At 43.0% G+C, this 18,976-nt stretch carries 15 protein-coding genes; 8 read left to right on the top strand and 7 right to left on the bottom strand.

Annotation, left to right across the window (positions count from 1 at the left end; translation table 11 throughout):
• Positions 1 to 7: 7 nt before the first annotated feature.
• Positions 8 to 592 carry a type II secretion system protein gene (locus tag OCU38_RS17075; RefSeq protein ID WP_315972553.1) on the top strand — a complete coding sequence of 195 codons (585 nt, stop codon included), beginning with the start codon at positions 8 to 10 and terminating at the stop codon, positions 590 to 592.
• 27 nt (positions 593 to 619) lie between these two features.
• Here OCU38_RS17075 and OCU38_RS08855 read toward each other — a convergent pair whose 3' ends face one another.
• The 3 genes from OCU38_RS08855 to nagE all read right to left on the bottom strand — a co-directional run bounded on the left by OCU38_RS08855 (position 620) and on the right by nagE (position 5,077).
• On the bottom strand, positions 620 to 1,681 hold the full coding sequence (locus OCU38_RS08855; RefSeq protein ID WP_261822806.1) for an AbrB family transcriptional regulator: 1,062 nt from the start codon (positions 1,679 to 1,681) through the stop codon (positions 620 to 622).
• An 86-nt stretch (positions 1,682 to 1,767) separates the two neighbouring features.
• Positions 1,768 to 3,432, bottom strand: a complete 1,665-nt coding sequence (gene glnS, locus OCU38_RS08860; protein WP_261822807.1) for a glutamine--tRNA ligase — start codon at positions 3,430 to 3,432, stop codon at positions 1,768 to 1,770.
• 151 nt (positions 3,433 to 3,583) lie between these two features.
• A complete protein-coding gene (nagE, locus tag OCU38_RS08865) occupies positions 3,584 to 5,077 on the bottom strand; it encodes an N-acetylglucosamine-specific PTS transporter subunit IIBC (RefSeq protein WP_261822808.1) in 1,494 nt (497 codons plus the stop codon).
• A 464-nt stretch (positions 5,078 to 5,541) separates the two neighbouring features.
• Between nagE and nagA the strand changes: the two genes are divergently transcribed.
• The 5 genes from nagA to asnB all read left to right on the top strand — a co-directional run bounded on the left by nagA (position 5,542) and on the right by asnB (position 12,821).
• Positions 5,542 to 6,678, top strand: a complete 1,137-nt coding sequence (gene nagA, locus OCU38_RS08870; protein WP_261822809.1) for an N-acetylglucosamine-6-phosphate deacetylase — start codon at positions 5,542 to 5,544, stop codon at positions 6,676 to 6,678.
• 2 nt (positions 6,679 to 6,680) lie between these two features.
• Positions 6,681 to 7,901 (top strand): DNA-binding transcriptional regulator NagC, encoded by a 1,221-nt coding sequence (nagC, locus tag OCU38_RS08875; RefSeq protein WP_261822810.1) that lies wholly within the window; start codon positions 6,681 to 6,683, stop codon positions 7,899 to 7,901.
• Positions 7,902 to 7,965: 64 nt separating this feature from the next.
• Complete coding sequence (locus tag OCU38_RS08880; RefSeq protein ID WP_261822811.1) at positions 7,966 to 9,567, top strand: cation:proton antiporter family protein; 1,602 nt, start codon at positions 7,966 to 7,968, stop codon at positions 9,565 to 9,567.
• A gap of 382 nt (positions 9,568 to 9,949) precedes the next feature.
• Entirely contained in the window at positions 9,950 to 10,987 is a 1,038-nt protein-coding gene (locus OCU38_RS08885) for a GGDEF domain-containing protein (RefSeq protein ID WP_261822812.1), read from the top strand.
• A gap of 169 nt (positions 10,988 to 11,156) precedes the next feature.
• On the top strand, positions 11,157 to 12,821 hold the full coding sequence (gene asnB, locus OCU38_RS08890) for an asparagine synthase B (protein WP_261822813.1): 1,665 nt from the start codon (positions 11,157 to 11,159) through the stop codon (positions 12,819 to 12,821).
• A gap of 102 nt (positions 12,822 to 12,923) precedes the next feature.
• Here the strand turns inward: asnB and rfaH are convergent, their stop codons facing one another.
• From rfaH to htpG, 4 genes are all read right to left on the bottom strand, one after another.
• Positions 12,924 to 13,415: a transcription/translation regulatory transformer protein RfaH gene (rfaH, locus tag OCU38_RS08895; RefSeq protein ID WP_261822814.1), complete on the bottom strand. Its 492-nt coding sequence runs from the start codon at positions 13,413 to 13,415 to the stop codon at positions 12,924 to 12,926.
• Positions 13,416 to 13,529: 114 nt separating this feature from the next.
• A complete protein-coding gene (hemH, locus tag OCU38_RS08900; RefSeq protein WP_261822815.1) occupies positions 13,530 to 14,504 on the bottom strand; it encodes a ferrochelatase in 975 nt (324 codons plus the stop codon).
• An 82-nt stretch (positions 14,505 to 14,586) separates the two neighbouring features.
• Positions 14,587 to 15,231, bottom strand: a complete 645-nt coding sequence (adk, locus tag OCU38_RS08905; RefSeq protein ID WP_023403443.1) for an adenylate kinase — start codon at positions 15,229 to 15,231, stop codon at positions 14,587 to 14,589.
• Positions 15,232 to 15,408: 177 nt separating this feature from the next.
• Positions 15,409 to 17,310: a molecular chaperone HtpG gene (gene htpG, locus OCU38_RS08910; protein ID WP_152819613.1), complete on the bottom strand. Its 1,902-nt coding sequence runs from the start codon at positions 17,308 to 17,310 to the stop codon at positions 15,409 to 15,411.
• 252 nt (positions 17,311 to 17,562) lie between these two features.
• Between htpG and OCU38_RS08915 the strand changes: the two genes are divergently transcribed.
• Both OCU38_RS08915 and OCU38_RS08920 read left to right on the top strand, forming a co-directional pair.
• Positions 17,563 to 18,405 carry a winged helix-turn-helix domain-containing protein gene (locus tag OCU38_RS08915; RefSeq protein WP_261822816.1) on the top strand — a complete coding sequence of 281 codons (843 nt, stop codon included), beginning with the start codon at positions 17,563 to 17,565 and terminating at the stop codon, positions 18,403 to 18,405.
• Entirely contained in the window at positions 18,405 to 18,932 is a 528-nt protein-coding gene (locus OCU38_RS08920; RefSeq protein WP_261822817.1) for a regulatory protein ToxS, read from the top strand. Before OCU38_RS08915 ends, OCU38_RS08920 begins: the two co-directional genes overlap by 1 nt.
• Positions 18,933 to 18,976: the final 44 nt, after the last annotated feature.

An 18,976-nucleotide genomic window follows, 5' to 3' on the forward strand; every position in this document is an offset into this window, starting at 1 on the left:
GGGTTTTATGTCATTCAGCAAAAATGGATTTACGCTGATTGAGCTAGCCGTCGTTATTGTTATTCTTGCGGTGCTGACTGTTATAGCAGCGCCGCGATTTCTCAATCTCAATGCTGATGCTAGAGAATCAATGCTACGTGGTGTTGCTGCTGAGATGCAACAAGCCATCAATTTCGGACACCAAAAGTGGGCGATTGAAGGTAGAGCTAATCAACCACAAGTTGATCTTCCAAACTACGCTAATGGCGAGGTGGATTTCAATGATGTGGGCTTTCCTATTGGTACTACCAAACAGGCAGTATTTAGAGCACCTTATAACATAGGTAGTGGCGAAGTAGCATGTTCACTATTGTTTGATGCCATTCTGGTCACCTCCCTCACCGCTACCCGAAACTATAATCAGGCCGATAACTTTGACTTTGTTGCCCGCCGAACCAGTACCGATCTCACCGGTGAAAATGCCGGCCCCTATCAAACTAAATGTCATTACATTTATACCAAAGATGGTTTTGATAGAGATCCTGAAGTTGCCACGCATGTAATTTGGTATAACTCTCGCACTGGCAATGTGTATTACGTGAACAACGGATAAAACACACTCCCTACCCTATTTTTACACTCAAGCTTGGCTAACACGCATAAACCGCTTAGAAGCAAATTGCGCCATGTGCGGAGCTAACAACACCACCATCAATAAACGTACAATCTGCATACTCATTACAAAGCCTAGATTAACTTGGGTGTGGCTTGACAATGCTATCGCAGTAACCGCATCTAACCCTCCGGGAGTCGTCGCCAAATAAGCGGTTAAAGGGCTCACATGAAACACCAGCACCAACAGCATAGCTACCAAACCACACAATGAAATAAGCCCCAGAATAGACAATAGAATTTTAGGTAGCGCAAACAAGGCTTGTTTTACTATCTGTGGGCTAAATCTCATGCCGATACTCACGCCAAGCACTAAATACGCGATATCCAGTACCCATTCAGGCACTTCAAGTACTGCAACGCCGGAGTTAACACAAAAGGCACTGGCAAATATAGACACCAGAAAACAGCCGGCAGGCAAGCGTGATTTCACCCCTAGATAAGAGGTCGCCACAATAATAAACAGCGTTTCTAGTACAGCCAGCAATGGATGTGGATCTAGCCAGTGCTGTATATGTAATTGCGTGGATTGAGCGGCGTCAATCGCTAGGAAATGCGCAACGGTAGCGGCCAGTAAGCTAACCATAACCACACGCAGATACTGCATGAATGCCACTAAGCTAGGGTCATTACCATAAGACTCCGCCATCACTACCATGGCGGATGCACCGCCCGGTGCACAACCCCATATCGCGGTGCTGCCCGGCAAAATGCGCAACTTAGCAAGGCTATAGCCCATTATCTGACAGGCTAATAGCACCACCAGCGCCACCCCAACAAAGATCCACCAGATGGACAAAAACGGTTTTAAGATACTTAAATCCAGCACCCGTCCTGCCATCAATCCAATCACAGATTGAATCAGGTAAATAGCCGATTTTGGCGTTTTCACTGAGCATTTATAAAAGCTAAACACAATAGCGGCTAACATAGGCCCAAGTAAGGTTGCGGCAGGGATATGCACGCTATCAAACAAGACACCCGCTAATAAGCATGCGCTATACACAAATAAAGCTCGAAATGAAAACATAAAAAATGCCAGTCAGAGAAACTGACTGGCATTTTACCTATTGCTTATCGCGAATGGTTAAATATTAACGCAATGTAATTTTGTAACTAGCTCACTTTAGCCCAAGTATCACGTAAACCAACGGTGCGGTTAAATACCAATGCCTCAGCGGTGCTGTCTTTGCTATCAATACAGAAGTAACCAGTACGTTCAAACTGATAACCTGCATCTGCAGCCGCGCTCACGAGGCTTGGCTCAACAACACCTTGTTTTGTGGTTAAAGACTCAGGGTTAATTACCGCTTTAAAGTCTTCTGCTGCCGCAGGGTTTGGCACAGTAAATAAACGGTCGTATAAACGAATCTCAGCAGGCACACCTTTACTTGCTGAAACCCAATGAATAACGCCTTTTACTTTACGGCCATCAGCTGGGTTTTTACCTAATGTCTCATCATCGTAAGTACAGTAGATAGTGGTGATGTTGCCTTGCTCATCTTTTTCGATGCGCTCAGCTTTAATCACATACGCGCCGCGTAGACGAACTTCTTTACCAAGCACTAAACGCTTATATTTTTTGTTAGCTTCTTCGCGGAAATCATCGGCTTCAATCCATACTTCGCGAGTAAATGGTACTTCACGATTACCCATTTCAGGTTTATTTGGATGATTTGCCACTGTCAGTGTTTCGACCTGATCTTCAGGGAAGTTTTCAATCACAATCTTAACCGGCTCTAGCACCGCCATTGCACGAGGTGCATTTTCGTTAAGATCGTCACGAACACAAGACTCTAAAGAACCAAATTCAATCATGTTCTCTTGTTTTGTTACGCCGATACGTTTACAAAACTCACGAATAGAAGCCGGAGTAAAGCCACGACGACGCAGACCAGAAATAGTCGGCATACGTGGATCATCCCAACCATTAACCAAGTTTTCAGACACAAGTTGGCTTAGCTTACGCTTAGACATAACTGTGTATTCAAGGTTAAGGCGGCTGAACTCATACTGGTGTGGTTGAGTTTCGATAGTGATGTTTTCCAACACCCAATCGTACAGACGACGGTTGTCTTGGAACTCAAGTGTACATAGTGAGTGAGTAATGCCTTCTAGCGCATCCGAAATACAGTGCGTGAAGTCGTACATTGGGTAAATGCACCATTTATCACCTGTTTGGTGATGGTGAGCAAAGCGTACACGATATAAAACAGGATCGCGCATCACCATAAATGATGAGCTCATATCAATCTTAGCACGCAGACAAGCCGCACCTTCAGCAAAGCCACCAGCACGCATTTTTTCAAATAGTGCTAAGTTTTCTTCTACAGAGCGAGTACGGTATGGGCTTTCTTTACCGGGAGCGGTCAAAGTGCCACGGTATTCACGAATCTCATCAGCACTTAGCTCTTCAACGTACGCTAAGCCTTTATTAATCAGTTCAATGGCATACGCATGCAACTGATCAAAATAGTTAGATGAATAACAAATTTCACCAGACCAATCAAAGCCTAACCATTGCACGTCACTTTTGATTGAATCAACGTATTCAATGTCTTCTTTTTCAGGGTTAGTATCATCAAAGCGCAAGTTACACTGACCTTGATAATCTTGAGCAATACCAAAGTTTAGACAGATCGATTTAGCGTGCCCGATATGCAGGTAGCCGTTTGGCTCTGGCGGGAAACGAGTATGCACGCTGCTGTGTTTACCATCCGCGATATCTTTATCGATAATCTGACGGATAAAATTCGATGGTCGAGCCTCAGCTTCACTCATCTATAGCACCTCATGGTTCAATTTTGCGAATATATTGTTATGACCTTACATTGTATTCGCCTCATTAATGAAATCTAGATGTTTATGTTCTAAAAAGTAAAAAAAATGCCTCCCGAAGGAGGCATAAGGACAATAATGAACTGTTATTGAATTAAGATGGAAGTTCTACTGCTGTTAAATCAGCATCTGCAGGGATTTGTTTCATTTCGCCTGCTACGATTTCAGCTAGAGGACCTAGGATAACTTGAACGTTATTTGAACCTAGTTTCACCACGCCCATCGCACCTAAATCTTTCAGTATTTTCTCGTTTACAACACTTGTGTCGTTCAGTGTTAGACGTAGACGAGTGATACATGCGTCGATTGATGAAATGTTGTCATGACCACCTAGTGCTTTTAGGTACTGTTTTGCAAGCTCAGAAGAGTTTGAAGAACCAGTTACTGTTGATGCTTCACCTTCGTCATCTTCACGGCCTGGAGTTTTAAGACCAAACTTAACGATAACTGTGCGGAACACTGCGTAGTAAATACCGAAGAACGCAACACCTTGAAGGATTAGCATGTACCAGTCTTTCGCCAGTGGGTTACGGCTAGAAAGAACCATATCCACAAGACCTGCCGAGAAACCAAAGCCTGCAATCCACTGCATTTGTGCTGCGATGAATACAGAGATACCTGTTAGTACTGCGTGCAGAACGTATAGGCCTGGTGCTAGGAACATGAATGAGAATTCTAGTGGCTCAGTAACACCTGTGAAGAAAGATGCGAAGCCCGCTGCAATCATGATAGATGCAACTTTCTCTTTATGCTTAGACTTAGAAGTGTGGTAGATAGCCAATGCTGCGCCCGGTAGACCGAACATCATAATTGGGAAGAAACCTGCTTGGTACATACCTGTAACACCTAGTGTTGCAGTACCTTCAGCAATAGATTTCGCGCCGCCTAGGAAGTTAGGGATATCGTTAATACCTGCAACGTCAAACCAGAATACTGAGTTCAATGCGTGGTGTAGACCGATTGGAATAAGTAGACGGTTAAAGAACGCGTAGATACCAGCACCTACAGAACCCATGTCTTGAATAGACTCACCGAAGTGTACAAGGCCACCGTAGATTGCAGGCCATACATACATAAGTACGAATGCCATTACAATACCAGCAAACGAAGTCAAGATAGGAACTAAACGCTTACCAGAGAAGAACGCCAACGCTTTGTGGAGTTCAACGGTAGAGAAGCGGTTATAGATTTCAGCAGAGATAATACCCACAAGGATACCGACAAACTGGTTTTGGATTTTACCAAATGCTGCTGGAACTGCATCGCCGCTGATTCCTTGAATCTGCGCCACTGCTCCAGGTGATAATAGTGTAGTTACAACATACATCATAACTAAGCCAGAAAGTGCTGCTGCACCGTCTTTGTCTTTTGACATACCGTAAGCAACACCAACGGCGAATAGCCACGACATGTTATCAATGATTGCTGCACCGGCTTTGATTAGGAAGCCAGCCATTGGGCTGTTACCACCCCAACCGGTTGGGTCAATCCAGTAACCAATACCCATTAATATTGCTGCTGCTGGTAGGGTAGCAACTGGCACCATCAGTGCCTTACCTACCTTCTGTAAATATCCAAGAATGTTCACGTTACTTCTCCTCCTGAGGAACCTGTTAAAACTTTTTTTAGTAAATTAATTTAGTCCTCTTCATCTTAAAGAGATAATTTTGCGTCGCAAATTAAAACCCTATAAAGTGTGATGAGTATCATATGAAAACGAAGACCTAAACAGATTTTGTTACCTAGATCATAAAACTTATTTCACTATATAAAATAACTGTTTTTTTCAGTATACTCATTTTTATTAAATAAAATTAAATCTCAATTAGGTGTTCTTTAGAGACTTATCAGAGAAAAACAAGTGTCAGACTAAACCTGAACAGCAGAGAACATATTGTCAATGCAATCAATGAGTTTAGTCCTACACTATGTATAAATTTGTCTATAAGTTTCTGACTAGAGAAGTGCGATAGCACGCACATTGAAGGCCTATGAACCGTTTTACGAATTAGAAGCACATAACATCAAACATTTTTATCAGGAGATGCAAACATGTATGCATTAACCAACTGTACCGTATATACCGGTAGCGACATCTTATACAACCACGCCGTCGTCATCGAAGATGATCGTATTAAAGCCGTTTGCCCAGAGCAAGACGTTGATCAAAGCATTGAACGCATTGATCTTAACGGTGCAAACTTAAGCCCAGGCTTTATCGACGTACAGTTAAACGGCTGTGGTGGCGTGATGCTTAATGATGCTATCTCTCCTGAAACGCTACAAACAATGCACAACGCAAACCTAAAATCTGGATGTACAAGCTTTTTACCGACCTTGATCACCTCTTCAGATGAAAATATGCGCTCTGCTATTGAAGCTCAAAAACAATTCCAAGAGAAAAATGCTCATCAATCTTTAGGTTTGCACCTTGAAGGCCCATACCTAAACGTTGCTCGCAAAGGCATTCACACTGAATCTTTCATTCGACAATCTGACGATGAGATGATTGATTTCATCTGCCAGCATGCTGATATGGTGGTAAAAGTGACCTTAGCGCCAGAGCAAAATAACCCAGAGCATATCACTCGCCTAACTGAAGCTGGCATCGTGGTCTCTATCGGACACACAGCAGCCACCTACCAACAAGCAAGAGATAGCTTTGAGCAAGGCATCACCTTTGCCACTCACCTATTCAATGCAATGACGCCTGTTACCGTTCGTGAGCCAGGTGTGGTGGGCGCTATTTTTGATACGCCTGATGTATACGCTGGCATTATTGTTGATGGACACCACGTCAACTACGCCAATATTCGTATGGCGAAAAAGCTTAAAGGTGACAAATTAGTCTTGGTGACTGATGCTACTGCACCTGCTGGCGCAGATATGGATCAATTTAATTTTGTTGGCAATACCGTGTATGTTCGCGACGGTGTCTGTGTTGGCGCAGATGGCACTTTAGGTGGCTCAGCTCTAACAATGATTGAAGCGGTAGAGAACTGTGTGAAACACGCTGGATTTGCTTTAGATGAAACTTTACGTATGGCAACGCTATATCCTGCCAAAGCAATTGGCCTAGATCATAAGCTAGGACGTGTAAAAACTGGTATGATAGCAAACCTTACAATTTTTAATCGCAACTTTAACGTTGAAGGGACCGTAGTAAACGGTCAATTTACAAAAGGATAGTTATGACAGGCGGACAAATTGGCAACGTTGACCTTGTAAAACAGCTAAATAGTGCAGCTGTTTATCGTCTAATCGACCAACAAGGGCCTATTTCTCGAATTCAGATCGCCGAATTGAGCCATTTAGCACCAGCAAGTGTTACTAAGATCACTCGACAATTATTAGAGTACAACTTCGTACAAGAAGTTGCCCAGCAAGCCTCTACCGGTGGCAGGCGGGCGATCTCATTAACCACACAGGTGACTCAATTCCATTCTATCGCGGTTCGAGTGGGTAGGGATTACATCCAATTGTCCTTGCATGATTTGAGTGGTGAGGTTCTAACCAAAACAGAATCTTCCATTCAATACAGCAACCAAGATCAATTAGTTGGTCAACTCATTGATAAAATAAAACTATTCAAGGCAAGCCTTGAAGGCTCTGACTACCAACTAATTGCCATCGGCGTCACTTTGCCCGGCCTAGTTAACCCCGATGAAGGTGAAGTGCAGTACATGCCAAACACCAAAATCGACCACTTACCTTTAGGTAAAATTCTACAAGAACAATTCCAACTAGAATGTTTTGTCGGTAATGACATTCGCGCCATGGCACTTGCTGAGCATTACTTTGGCGCCACCCGCGATTGTATGGACTCTGTGCTGATCAGTGTGCACCGAGGTACAGGTTCGGGCATTATGGCCGGAGGGCAGGTCTTTTTAGGTTCAAATCGAAATGTCGGTGAAATCGGACATATTCAAATTGATCCACTGGGTGAGCAATGCCAATGTGGTAACTTTGGTTGTTTAGAAACCGTTGCCGCTAACCCTGCCATCATCAAAGGCGTTAAAACTCGCCTAGCAAGAGGCTATAATTCTACCCTCTCTGATGAACCGAACATTACGATAAAAACCATTTGTGATCATGCACTTCTTGGTGATGCACTGGCTACACAGAGCATTGTTCGTGTCGGTGTTCAACTGGGTAAAGCCATTGCAATTGTAATAAACCTATTTAATCCGCAAAAAATCGTTTTAGCGGGTGATATTACAGCGGCAAAAGAGTTATTATTCCCTGCAATTCAAAGGAATGTGAACAGCCAGTCATTAACAGCGTTTCATAAAGACCTACCTATTGTTTCATCTGAACTCGATCAGTTCCCGACTATGGGTGCTTTTGCAATGGTAAAACGTGCGATGTTAAACGGTATGTTGCTACAAAAACTAATGGATTCAGCACACTAGCTATTCGCAGACTCGTTTGCGGTTGAGCGGTTGCTGACCCTCAACCACTTCGAGACTGCATAAAATGGACATAATGCTCATCTGTGGCGCTTTTTTAGCGGGATTTATCGCCCAAAGATGTAACCTTCCCCCTTTAGTCGGCTTTTTACTGGCGGGCTTTACTCTCAATGCCTTTGGTTTTGAAAGCAACAACGCCATTAGTGAAATTGCCGATCTTGGCGTGACCTTACTGCTATTTACTATCGGTTTAAAACTGGACGTCAAAGTCCTGCTCTCTAAAGAAATTTGGGGAGGCGCTACGCTACACAATGTGGCCTCAACTGCTTTCTTCAGCCTATGTCTATTTGGACTGCAAGCAATTGGCGTAAGCCTGTTTGCTGATATGCCCTTTTCTCAACTGGTCATTTTAGGCTTTGCACTGTCATTCTCTAGTACCGTATTTGCCATAAAAGCATTGCAGGACAACGGCGAAATCAACTCCACCTACGGAAGCATGGCGATTGGTATCTTAGTCATGCAAGATATCTTTGCGGTGGCATTTCTGACCGTATCCACGGGAAAAATCCCTGAATGGTACGCCATTTTCTTATTTGCTCTGCCGATAGTCCGTCCTTTGTTTTATAAAGTACTGGATAAAGTGGGACACGGTGAGTTACTGGTGTTATGCGGCATCTTTTTCGCATTGGTGCTTGGCGTAGGATTATTTGAGCTTGTCGGCGTTAAAGGTGACTTAGGCGCCTTGGTTATCGGCATGCTGTTGGCGGGTCATAAAAAAGCATCCGAGTTATCTAAGTCACTGTTTAACTTAAAAGAAATGTTCTTGGTCTGTTTTTTCTTAAACATTGGACTTTCCGAACAACCGACAATGGCAGGGTTAATACTTGCTCTAGTATTTATGCTCCTGCTACCGGCAAAAGGGCTTTTATACTACGTCATCTTAGATAGGTTCAAATTCCGCATTCGCACCTCCCTGCTCACCTCTTTAACTCTGTTCAACTACAGTGAATTTGGTTTAATCGTCGGTGGACTGGCGTATAAAGAAGGTTGGATTTCTGGAGACATTATGGTTTCCATCGCGCTAGCGGTCTCTATCTCCTTTGTTTTGGCCGCACCGTTAAATCGCTTTAGTAATGGGATTTATCGCCGCAGCGCAACTTGGCTTAAAGAACACAGTGATAGCAAAATCCATATTCGAGATCAGGCTATCAATATCGGGCAGTCGCAAATCTTAGTGCTCGGGATGGGGCGTATAGGAACCGGAGCCTATGATGAGCTCAGTGAACGTCACGGCGATATCTGTCTTGGCATAGAAATACGCAACGATACCTCTGAGCATCACGCCAAGCAGCAACGAAATATTCTCTGTGGTGACGTGACCGATTCCGATTTTTGGGAAAAAGTGCAGAATTTAGAACAAGTTAAGTTGATATTGCTCGCTATTCCGAACAATAAAGGTAACCGTTACGCATTGGAACAATTAAGGTTAAGAGGTTATACAGGCAAAATTGCGGCGATTGCAGAATATCAAGATCAGGTAGATCAATTCATAGAATTAGGCGCAGACGCGGCGTTTAATATCTATCGAGAAGCTGGCAGCGGTTTTGCTCGCCATGTATGTGACACTTTATCGCCTCAATTTGCATCTCAAAATAATCTGAAACAGTGATATTAACCACGAAATTTATGCAACATAGCACGTAATTTATGCTCAATAGCAAAGTAATATGTTTGATAAGTCATTATTATATAATCAAAAATTACAATACAGCCATCGAACGTTGTAACTGTTAGGATAATCAGCTATTGGTATTCGATAACTTAAAATACCCAGCTTTCCTTATTGGCTTAGAGCTTAGTTTTCCACACTTTAAAGATGAGCTAAGTTCTAGTCGTAATACCATTATCGAGAACACATGGACAAAGTGACCAGCACTCTCTCAAACTTACAGCAAGTTCAATTTCAAAACTTTATTACGAGCTACAATCGTAAACAGTTAAGAATATGGCTCCCTATTATCGCCCTGTGTTTATTTACATTTGGGCTCGTTATGCCGTTGTGGAGCCCGAAAAGTGCACTGCTTGATTCTGCAACCGATTTACAACACTTCCGTGATTATCTGTTGTTTTTAGGTCCATTCACCTGCTTGTTAATTTGGTTTTTTATCCCTCGTCTGCCATTTAGCAACAGCTACAACATACTATATCTGTTTTTAACCACTTGTATATTAACCATTTTTCACGCGGCATTAATTAGCCATTCGTACACCCTTGCGCCTATTTCCGTCATTATGATCACCGCTTTAGTGAAAGTGACCATACTCAAAAGCCGCGAAATCGCTATTATTTATGGCAGTAGTATTGTCTGTGGCTGTGCCTTTGTTATGTGGCATCAAGAGCGCACGGATATCCTGAGCGTACATTTACTCGTTTCAAACTTAATCATCATTACTTGGTTGCTGTATTTAGGCAAAGATCACTACTCTTCGCAATTACTGACCTTTGTGCACAATCAGCAACAAAGTAAGGCGAAGAAACAAATCACCATGCAATTGATGGAGCTAGAAGCACAAAAAGTACAGCTTAAAGTGTTGCTTGGACGAGATACTCTGACCGGGTTGTATAATCGTCGTTACTTTGACCAACAACTTCTAGAAGAAATTCAACGTGCCACTCGTGCCAAGTCCCCCCTTGGGCTACTGATTATAGATATCGATTATTTTAAAATGGTCAATGACGCATTAGGCCATCAAATTGGTGATGCGTACTTAAAGAAAGTCGCTATCGCCCTAAACCAAACCTGCCGCCGAGAAATAGACACTGTGGCTCGATTTGGCGGGGAAGAGTTTGTTATTTTGCTGCCTAATACCGACACCAAGGGGTTAACCCTGCTGTGCAACAGATTGCTACAAGCCGTATCTGAACTCAATATTCCTCACCCCAACCAATCTAAATTGACGATTAGTATTGGCGGCTGTCAATTTGATGAAGCCACAATGAACAGTGCCCAATTTTTTGAAAATGCCGACCAAGCTTTATATCAAGTGAAAACTTCTGGACGTAACAACTTTATGATCCATACTAGTTAACTGGTCTTTTTTACATCAGCAGTTAGAATCTATCTATCAAACTAAAAGATTAATTAAATGCCATCCATCTTAGGGTGGCTTTTACTATCTAAATGTCGATTTGTGGGTTGCTTTTTTCACAAACAATGGCAAATTAAACTTATATAAAGTGAATTTTTAAGGAAGAATTATGTGCTCGGTATTTGGTATCCTCGACATAAAAAGTGATGCGGACAAACTACGTCCAGTGGCGTTAGAAATGTCGAAGAAACTTCGTCACCGCGGACCGGACTGGTCTGGTATTTACTCATCAGAAAAAGCCATTTTGGCACACGAACGTTTAGCTATCGTTGGTCTTAACAGTGGTGCACAGCCTCTCTATAGCCCAGATAAAAAATTGGTACTGGCGGTCAACGGTGAGATTTACAACCATAAAGAAATCCGAGCTCGTTACGAAGGAAAGTACGAGTTTCAAACAGATTCAGATTGTGAAGTTATCCTAGCACTATACCAAGATATGGGTGCTGATCTGCTAGAAGAACTGAACGGCATCTTTGCTTTTGTTCTTTATGATGAAGAAAAAGACACTTACCTTATCGGTCGTGACCATATCGGTATTATTCCTCTATACCAAGGTCATGATGAGCACGGTAACTTCTACGTGGCTTCAGAAATGAAAGCACTGGTTCCTGTGTGTAAAACAGTAAGCGAATTCCCTCCAGGTAGCTACCTAGAATCAGGAGCTGCAGAAGCGACGCGCTACTACATCCGTGACTGGAACGAATATGCCGCAGTGCAAGGCAACTCCACCAGCAAAGAAGAGCTAACAGAAGCGTTAGAAGCAGCGGTTAAACGTCAGCTAATGACAGACGTACCTTACGGTGTATTGCTTTCTGGCGGTTTAGACTCATCTATCACATCAGCAGTGGCAAAACGTTTTGCAGCTATGCGTGTGGAAGACGACAGCCAATCAGAAGCATGGTGGCCACAGCTACACTCATTTGCCGTGGGCCTTGAAGGCGCACCCGATCTGAAAGCGGCTCGTGAAGTTGCCGACCAAATTGGCACTGTTCACCATGAAATGACCTACACAATTCAAGAAGGCCTAGATGCCATTCGTGACGTGATTTATCACATTGAAACCTACGATGTCACCACTATCCGTGCTTCTACACCTATGTTCCTAATGGGTCGTAAAATCAAAGCTATGGGTATCAAAATGGTACTGTCTGGTGAAGGTGCTGACGAAATATTTGGCGGTTACTTGTACTTCCACAAAGCGCCAAATGCTCAAGAATTCCATGAAGAAACAGTACGTAAACTGCTCGCACTCAACATGTTTGACTGTGCTCGCGCCAACAAATCTTTGGCGGCATGGGGCGTAGAAGGTCGCGTACCTTTCCTAGATAAAGAGTTTATTGACGTAGCAATGCGCTTAAACCCTAAAGATAAAATGTGTGGCAACGGCAAAATGGAAAAACACATCCTACGTGAGTGTTTTGAACATTACCTGCCAGAAGCTATTGCTTGGCGTCAAAAAGAACAGTTCTCTGATGGCGTAGGTTACAGCTGGATTGATACACTGCGCGAAGTAGCAGAAGCGAAAGTCACTGATAAGCAAATGGAAACAGCAAGCTTCCGTTTCCCGTACAACACGCCGACGACCAAAGAAGGCTATGTGTACCGCGAAATCTTTGAAGAGCTATTCCCTCTTCCATCGGCAGCTGAATGTGTTCCAGGTGGCCCCTCTGTGGCTTGTTCATCAGCAAAAGCAATTGAGTGGGATGAATCATTCAAAAACAACGCCGATCCTTCAGGTCGCGCTGTGAAAGCCATTCACAACGAAGCCTATTAATTCTGGCTGAAAACACAGACACATAATATGCAAAAGGGGGCGCTAATATTAGCGCCCCCTTTTTAATGCCTGTCTCAATTACAGTCTTGTAGGGAAATCGATTTACAAATTGAGGTCGGTATTATCAACTTTCACCGCGACTTGCTTATTGATCATAGTAATCAATAGTATTGAGCGAGTTTCACCATCTGCCTCATGATAAATCGCGTCAATTCCTGAAAATTGACCTGAGGTAATTTCAATCTTGTCTCCAGCATTTGGCGCATTATATTGCACCACATCCGAGACTTCTTCTTGCTGTTTTAAGGTATAGACAAGATCGCCTTGCAGCTCAGTTGGGTATGCCCCAGTACGGATAAAATCAGCCACACCGCGAGTTGAACGCACTGTGGTAAATGAAGGACCTTGTTCATAATCAAAGCGTACAAACATGTAGCTTGGGAACAAAGGCTCAACCTTTTGTTGGCGTTTACCGCGCACTAATTTTTCTGTTACCAGCTTTGGGTAGTACACCTCGACACCTTGATTTTCCAAGTGCGCTTGAGCACGCTGCTGATCACCACGCTTACAATACAACAAATACCAACGCTTCATGATCGTTACCTCAAAACCTAAATACCGTTCTGCGCCGATCCTCTTCGGTTGCAGATTACGCTATTGATACTATCAGCTCAGGCATCAAGTTAAAAACAAACCAAGCGTAAGTGCTCACTCACCACGCAATATTTGTGCATTAACTAGGCTCGCCATTAAATTTATGTGCGCATCATCGTCATTTAGGCAAGGAACATAGTTAAATTGTTCCCCCCCTGCACTGTTAAATATCTGGCTGCACTCTTCTGAAATTTCTTCTAATGTTTCTAAACAATCAACTGAAAATGCAGGAGCCATGATGGTTAAATTTTTAACCCCTTTACTAGGCAAGGCTTGCAATGTTTTGTCCGTATAAGGTTGTAACCACTCTTCACGACCAAAACGCGATTGATAGGTCATGCCAATCTGGCTGGGATCTAGCTGTAACTCTTTTGCAAGCAAATCGGTCGTCACTTGACAGTGTTGCGGATAGATATCGCCATTATCCGCGTAACGCTTAGGAATGCCGTGATAGGAGCAAAGCAGGTACTCACTTTTTCCTTGCTGCTGCCAAGCATGGCGAACCGAATCGGCTAGCGCTTGGATGTACAGCGGATGATCATGATAATCGCCAATCACGCTAAAAGAAGGCACTACCGTCATCTGCTTGAAGGCTTTACCTAAACCATCCACTACCGCCGCTGTAGTCGTCGCCGAATATTGAGGATACAAAGGCAGTACGATGACTTTTTCTACGCCTTGCTGCATTAACGACTGCATACCATCAAATAGGCTTGGGTTGCCATAAGTCATGCCTAACTCAACAGGAATATTCAGCTGTTGCTTAAGTTTATTAGCTTGCCTTGCTGAGTACACCAACAAAGGTGAACCCTCATCCATCCATACTCTTTGATAGAGTTTAGCTACTTTAGGAGCACGTACTGGCAGTATCACCCCATGCAGCAAAGGACACCACAACCAGCGCGTCATATCGACCACTCGCTTATCATGTAAAAATTGACTTAAGAAGCGCTTTACAGCTTTAGGCGTTGCTTGGTCTGGTGTTCCTAGATTAACTAATAACACACCTGCTTTAGGTTGATGTTCCATAAAATCCTGATATTTAAGCAATAAAAAGGACGACCCAAGGTCGTCCTTATAGTATCTAAATTCGCGTATCAATAAGCAATAATTAAGATAGCGCTTTTTCGATGTCAGCACTCACTTCTGCAACTTGCTTAGTACCGTCAAATTTAAGGTACTGAGTTTTGCCCGCTTCTGCTTCTTTACCGTAGTATTGAACAAGTGGTGCAGTTTGAGAATGGTATACACCTAAACGAGCACGAACGGTTTCTTCTTTGTCATCATCACGAACGACTAGTGCTTCACCCGTTACGTCATCTTTGCCTTCTTCTTTAGGCGGATTGAAAGTAACGTGGTAAGTACGACCTGATGGAAGGTGAGCACGACGACCCGCCATACGCTCAACGATCACATCGTCAGCAACATCAAATTCGATAACGTAATCAACAGCAACGCCCATTTCTTTTAGGCCATCAGCCTGTGGAATAGTGCGTGGGAAACCATCAAGTAGGAAGCCTTTTTCACAATCATCTTGTGCAATACGCTCATTGATAAGACCAAGAATAATGTCGTCAGACACCAATTGACCAGCATCAATAACATCTTTAGCTTTTTTGCCTAGCTCAGTGCCCGCTTTGATAGCAGCACGTAGCATGTCACCAGTAGAAATTTGTGGGATACCGTATTTTTCCATGATGAACTGAGCCTGAGTACCTTTACCAGCACCAGGAGCACCCAAAAGAATGATGCGCATTGTTTTTCCTCTTTAATGTTCTTCTTTTATACCGAAGCTCACAAGTACACAGCAATCAGTAACTAACTGATTTTAATGTAAGTTTCGGTATAACTCTGTTTTTAATAACGATTGAGCCCAGAATACTATCACAATTCTGAGCTCAATGTTCAGCTTTGAGTTTATTGACCCTATTGCTTATTTAACCAATAGTTTGTTCACAGCACTCAAGAACTGGCTTGGATCTTCTAAAGAACCACGTTCGGCAAGCATTGCTTGACCTAATAGCAGCTCAACCCAACGACCAAATTCGATGTCATCGGCAGTGTCTGCCATTTGTGTCACTAAATCATGCTCTGGGTTAAGTTCTAGGATGTACTTCACTTCCGGAGCGGCTTGACCAGCAGCTTCTAGAAGTTTCGCCATCTGTGTACCCATTTCCATATCGTCAGTAACGACAACGGCTGGAGTATTGGCCAGTTTAAAGGTAGTGCGAACTTCTTTCACACGATCGCCAAGGTACTCTTTAGTACGCTCAACAACAGATTTAAACTCTTCTTCTGTTTCTTTGTGTTTTTCTTTTTCTTGCTCATCTTCAAACTGGCTTAAATCTAGACCGGCTTTAGTGATGGATTGGAATTGTTTGCCATCAAACTCAGTGAGGTAGTTCATTAGCCATTCGTCGATGCGATCGTACATCAATACAACCTCAATGCCTTTTGCTTTAAATTGCTCAAGGTGTGGGCTGTTTTTCGCTGCCGCATAGCTATCAGCCGTTAGATAATAAATCTTATCTTGGCCTTCTTTCATGCGTTCAACATAGCTTGCAAGGCTCACTGACTGCTCACTGCTTTCCACTTCCGTTGAAGCAAAGCGCAATAGACCTGCCACTTTTTCTTTGTTAGCGAAATCTTCAGCAGGGCCTTCTTTTAACACTAGGCCAAACTCTTTCCAGAAAGACAGGTATTTTTCATCGTCTTTCTTAGCCAGTTTTTCTAGCATAGTAAGCACGCGTTTTGTACAAGCACTGCGTAGCGACTGAGTCACTTTGTTGTCTTGTAGAATTTCACGCGATACGTTCAATGGCAGATCGTTTGAATCAATCAAGCCTTTTACAAAGCGCAAGTAAGACGGCATAAACTGCTCTGCGTCATCCATGATGAATACGCGCTGAACATACAGTTTTAAACCGCTCTTATGATCGCGATTCATCATATCCCAAGGGGCTTTCGCCGGGACATATAGCAAACTAGTGTAGTCGTTTTTACCTTCTACTTTATTGTGTCCCCACAATAGAGGGTCGGCAAAATCGTTAGAGATATGTTTGTAAAACTCAGTGTATTCTTCGTCTTTGATTTCAGACTTAGCACGAGTCCATAGTGCTTGCGCTTTGTTGATCTGCTCCCACTTAGTTTCGCCAGTTTCCTTGCCTTCGTCGTCAGTCACTTTAGTCAGGATAGAAACAGGGATACCGATATGGTCAGAATACTTGCTGATAACATCACGTAGACGCCACTCAGATAAGAACTCTTTGCCTTCTTCGCGCATGTGCAAAATGATTTCAGTACCACGAGACTCTTTCGTGATGTCTTCGATGGTGTAATCACCCTCACCCGCAGAATGCCATTGCACGCCTTGATCTGCAGTAAGACCTGCAGCGCGAGTGCGCACGGTTACCGCGTCTGCCACGATAAATGCCGAATAAAAACCAACACCGAATTGACCAATAAGTTGAGAATCTTTTGATTGGTCTTCTGATAGCTTAGAGAAAAACTCTGCAGTGCCGGATTTAGCAATGGTACCTAAGTGTTCGATTACGTCGTCACGACTCATACCAATACCGTTGTCCGATACTGTGATGGTGTTAGTTTTCTCATCGAAAGAGAGTTTAACGCCTAGGTCGGCTTCACCTTGATATAAATCAGGTTGAGATAAAGCCTGAAAACGAAGCTTATCGGATGCATCGGACGCATTTGAAATAAGCTCACGCAGGAAAATTTCTTTGTTTGAATAAAGTGAGTGAATCATAAGGTGCAGAAGTTGTTTAACTTCAGATTGAAAACCTCGTGTTTCTTTATTCGCTGACACAGTTTCGCTCATTTTAACTCCATGGGTTTTATGTTACTCATATGCGCACTGAGGCGCATATGTCTTTATGCTAATACTATGAGCAATAAATAAGGGTCATAAGTACAATTTCAAGGTCAATTACTACAAAAAAACTGCTTTTTAGATAAAATTTTATTATGCTATGCCTGTTATTCGCTCAAAACGGCGATTCATCTCACACTGCATCGAGAACGAGTGTGACGATTCATCAATCATGCAAACAAAAATTCAAAGAAGATCTAAATGAGCAAAATCGGTATTAAATACTTACTAGCCCAAAAGTATATTTTTGATCCAAAGAGCAATTCACTTATTGATCAATCAGATAACGATAGTTTAGTGCGCCTTGGTAGCAATGAAAGCCGAATTCTTATGTTGCTTTGCGAGCATCCTAACGAAGTGGTCACTCGTGATCAATTACACGAATATGTGTGGCGTGACCAAGGTTTTCAAGTCGATGATTCCAGCTTAACTCAAGCGATTTCTACGCTGAGAAAAATGCTAAAAGATTCTACAAAGTCACCTCAGTTTGTAAAAACGGTACCAAAGCGTGGTTATCAGCTAATTTCCACTGTAGAAGCAACTTCTCCAACTCTTCAAGCGGAAGAAGTGGTTGCTCCAACAGCTGAGCCTGCATTAGCTGCGATGACTACAGCACAACCAAAAGAACCTGAAATTGAAGTCACAGCCAAGAAGCCTGCATTTTGGTCGCGTTGGGATTTCAATACCCGCGTAATTTTGATTGTGGCGCTGCTTTTGCCTGTATTGGCATTAGTGTTACCTCACTCATCTCCAGCAAAATTTCGCTCTGTGACTGTGGTTAATGGTGTACCAGTAAAAACCACTGAAGGTCATCCTGCGCTCACCACTTGGCTTGATAGCATCAAAAGTTGCGTGACCTATTACATGGAAGCGTATCCCGATGAGTCTGCCCCTGTTGAAGTCATTGCAACAGCAAGCCAATCTCAACAGCTGTTTTTAAATTACATACACAGCGCTGAATTTTCTTCTGAAAACAGCACAGTGCGTCTAGTGGCAAACCAGAAAGAACTCTCCAAGATCTGTGCAACAGGAGACCGTAAATAATGAACCAACGTGTAGCATTAATTCTATTAGCGATTTCTACGGTAATCAGTGGTTGGCTATTCTGGGGAAGTGATGTCAAAGTCGAGCAAGTATTAACCGCTCGTGAATGGCAAACCAACTTAGATGCCTTTGTGCACACCGACCAAATTGATGAAAGCCTTGTTGGCCCGCTACGAAAAGTACACATTACTTCGAATGTAAAATACCTGCCTAATGGTGAGTATATTCGTTCATCGCGCGTTCAATTATTAAGTGATAATGACCAAGAAATTCATATCCTTAATATCGATGAATCGGGTGTTTGGCAACTTAGCGACAACTACCTACTGATCGATTTAAAAGAGTTTAAGCAATCAACCGGAATCAGTAGCCAAGACTTTAAAGAGTCACAGCTCACTATCATCAAGCAGATACTGCGCACCGATGCACAGCAAAGTCGTCGTGTGGATATTATCAACGATAACTCGATTCTACTAACCAGCTTAGGACATGGCTCTAGAGTATTGGTCTCTGCGCCAAGTCTTTAATATCTTTTGATAGCACAAAAAAGGAGACTCAAGTCTCCTTTTTT

It is taken from the genome of Vibrio neonatus (assembly GCF_024346975.1).
Taxonomy (GTDB): domain Bacteria; phylum Pseudomonadota; class Gammaproteobacteria; order Enterobacterales; family Vibrionaceae; genus Vibrio; species Vibrio neonatus.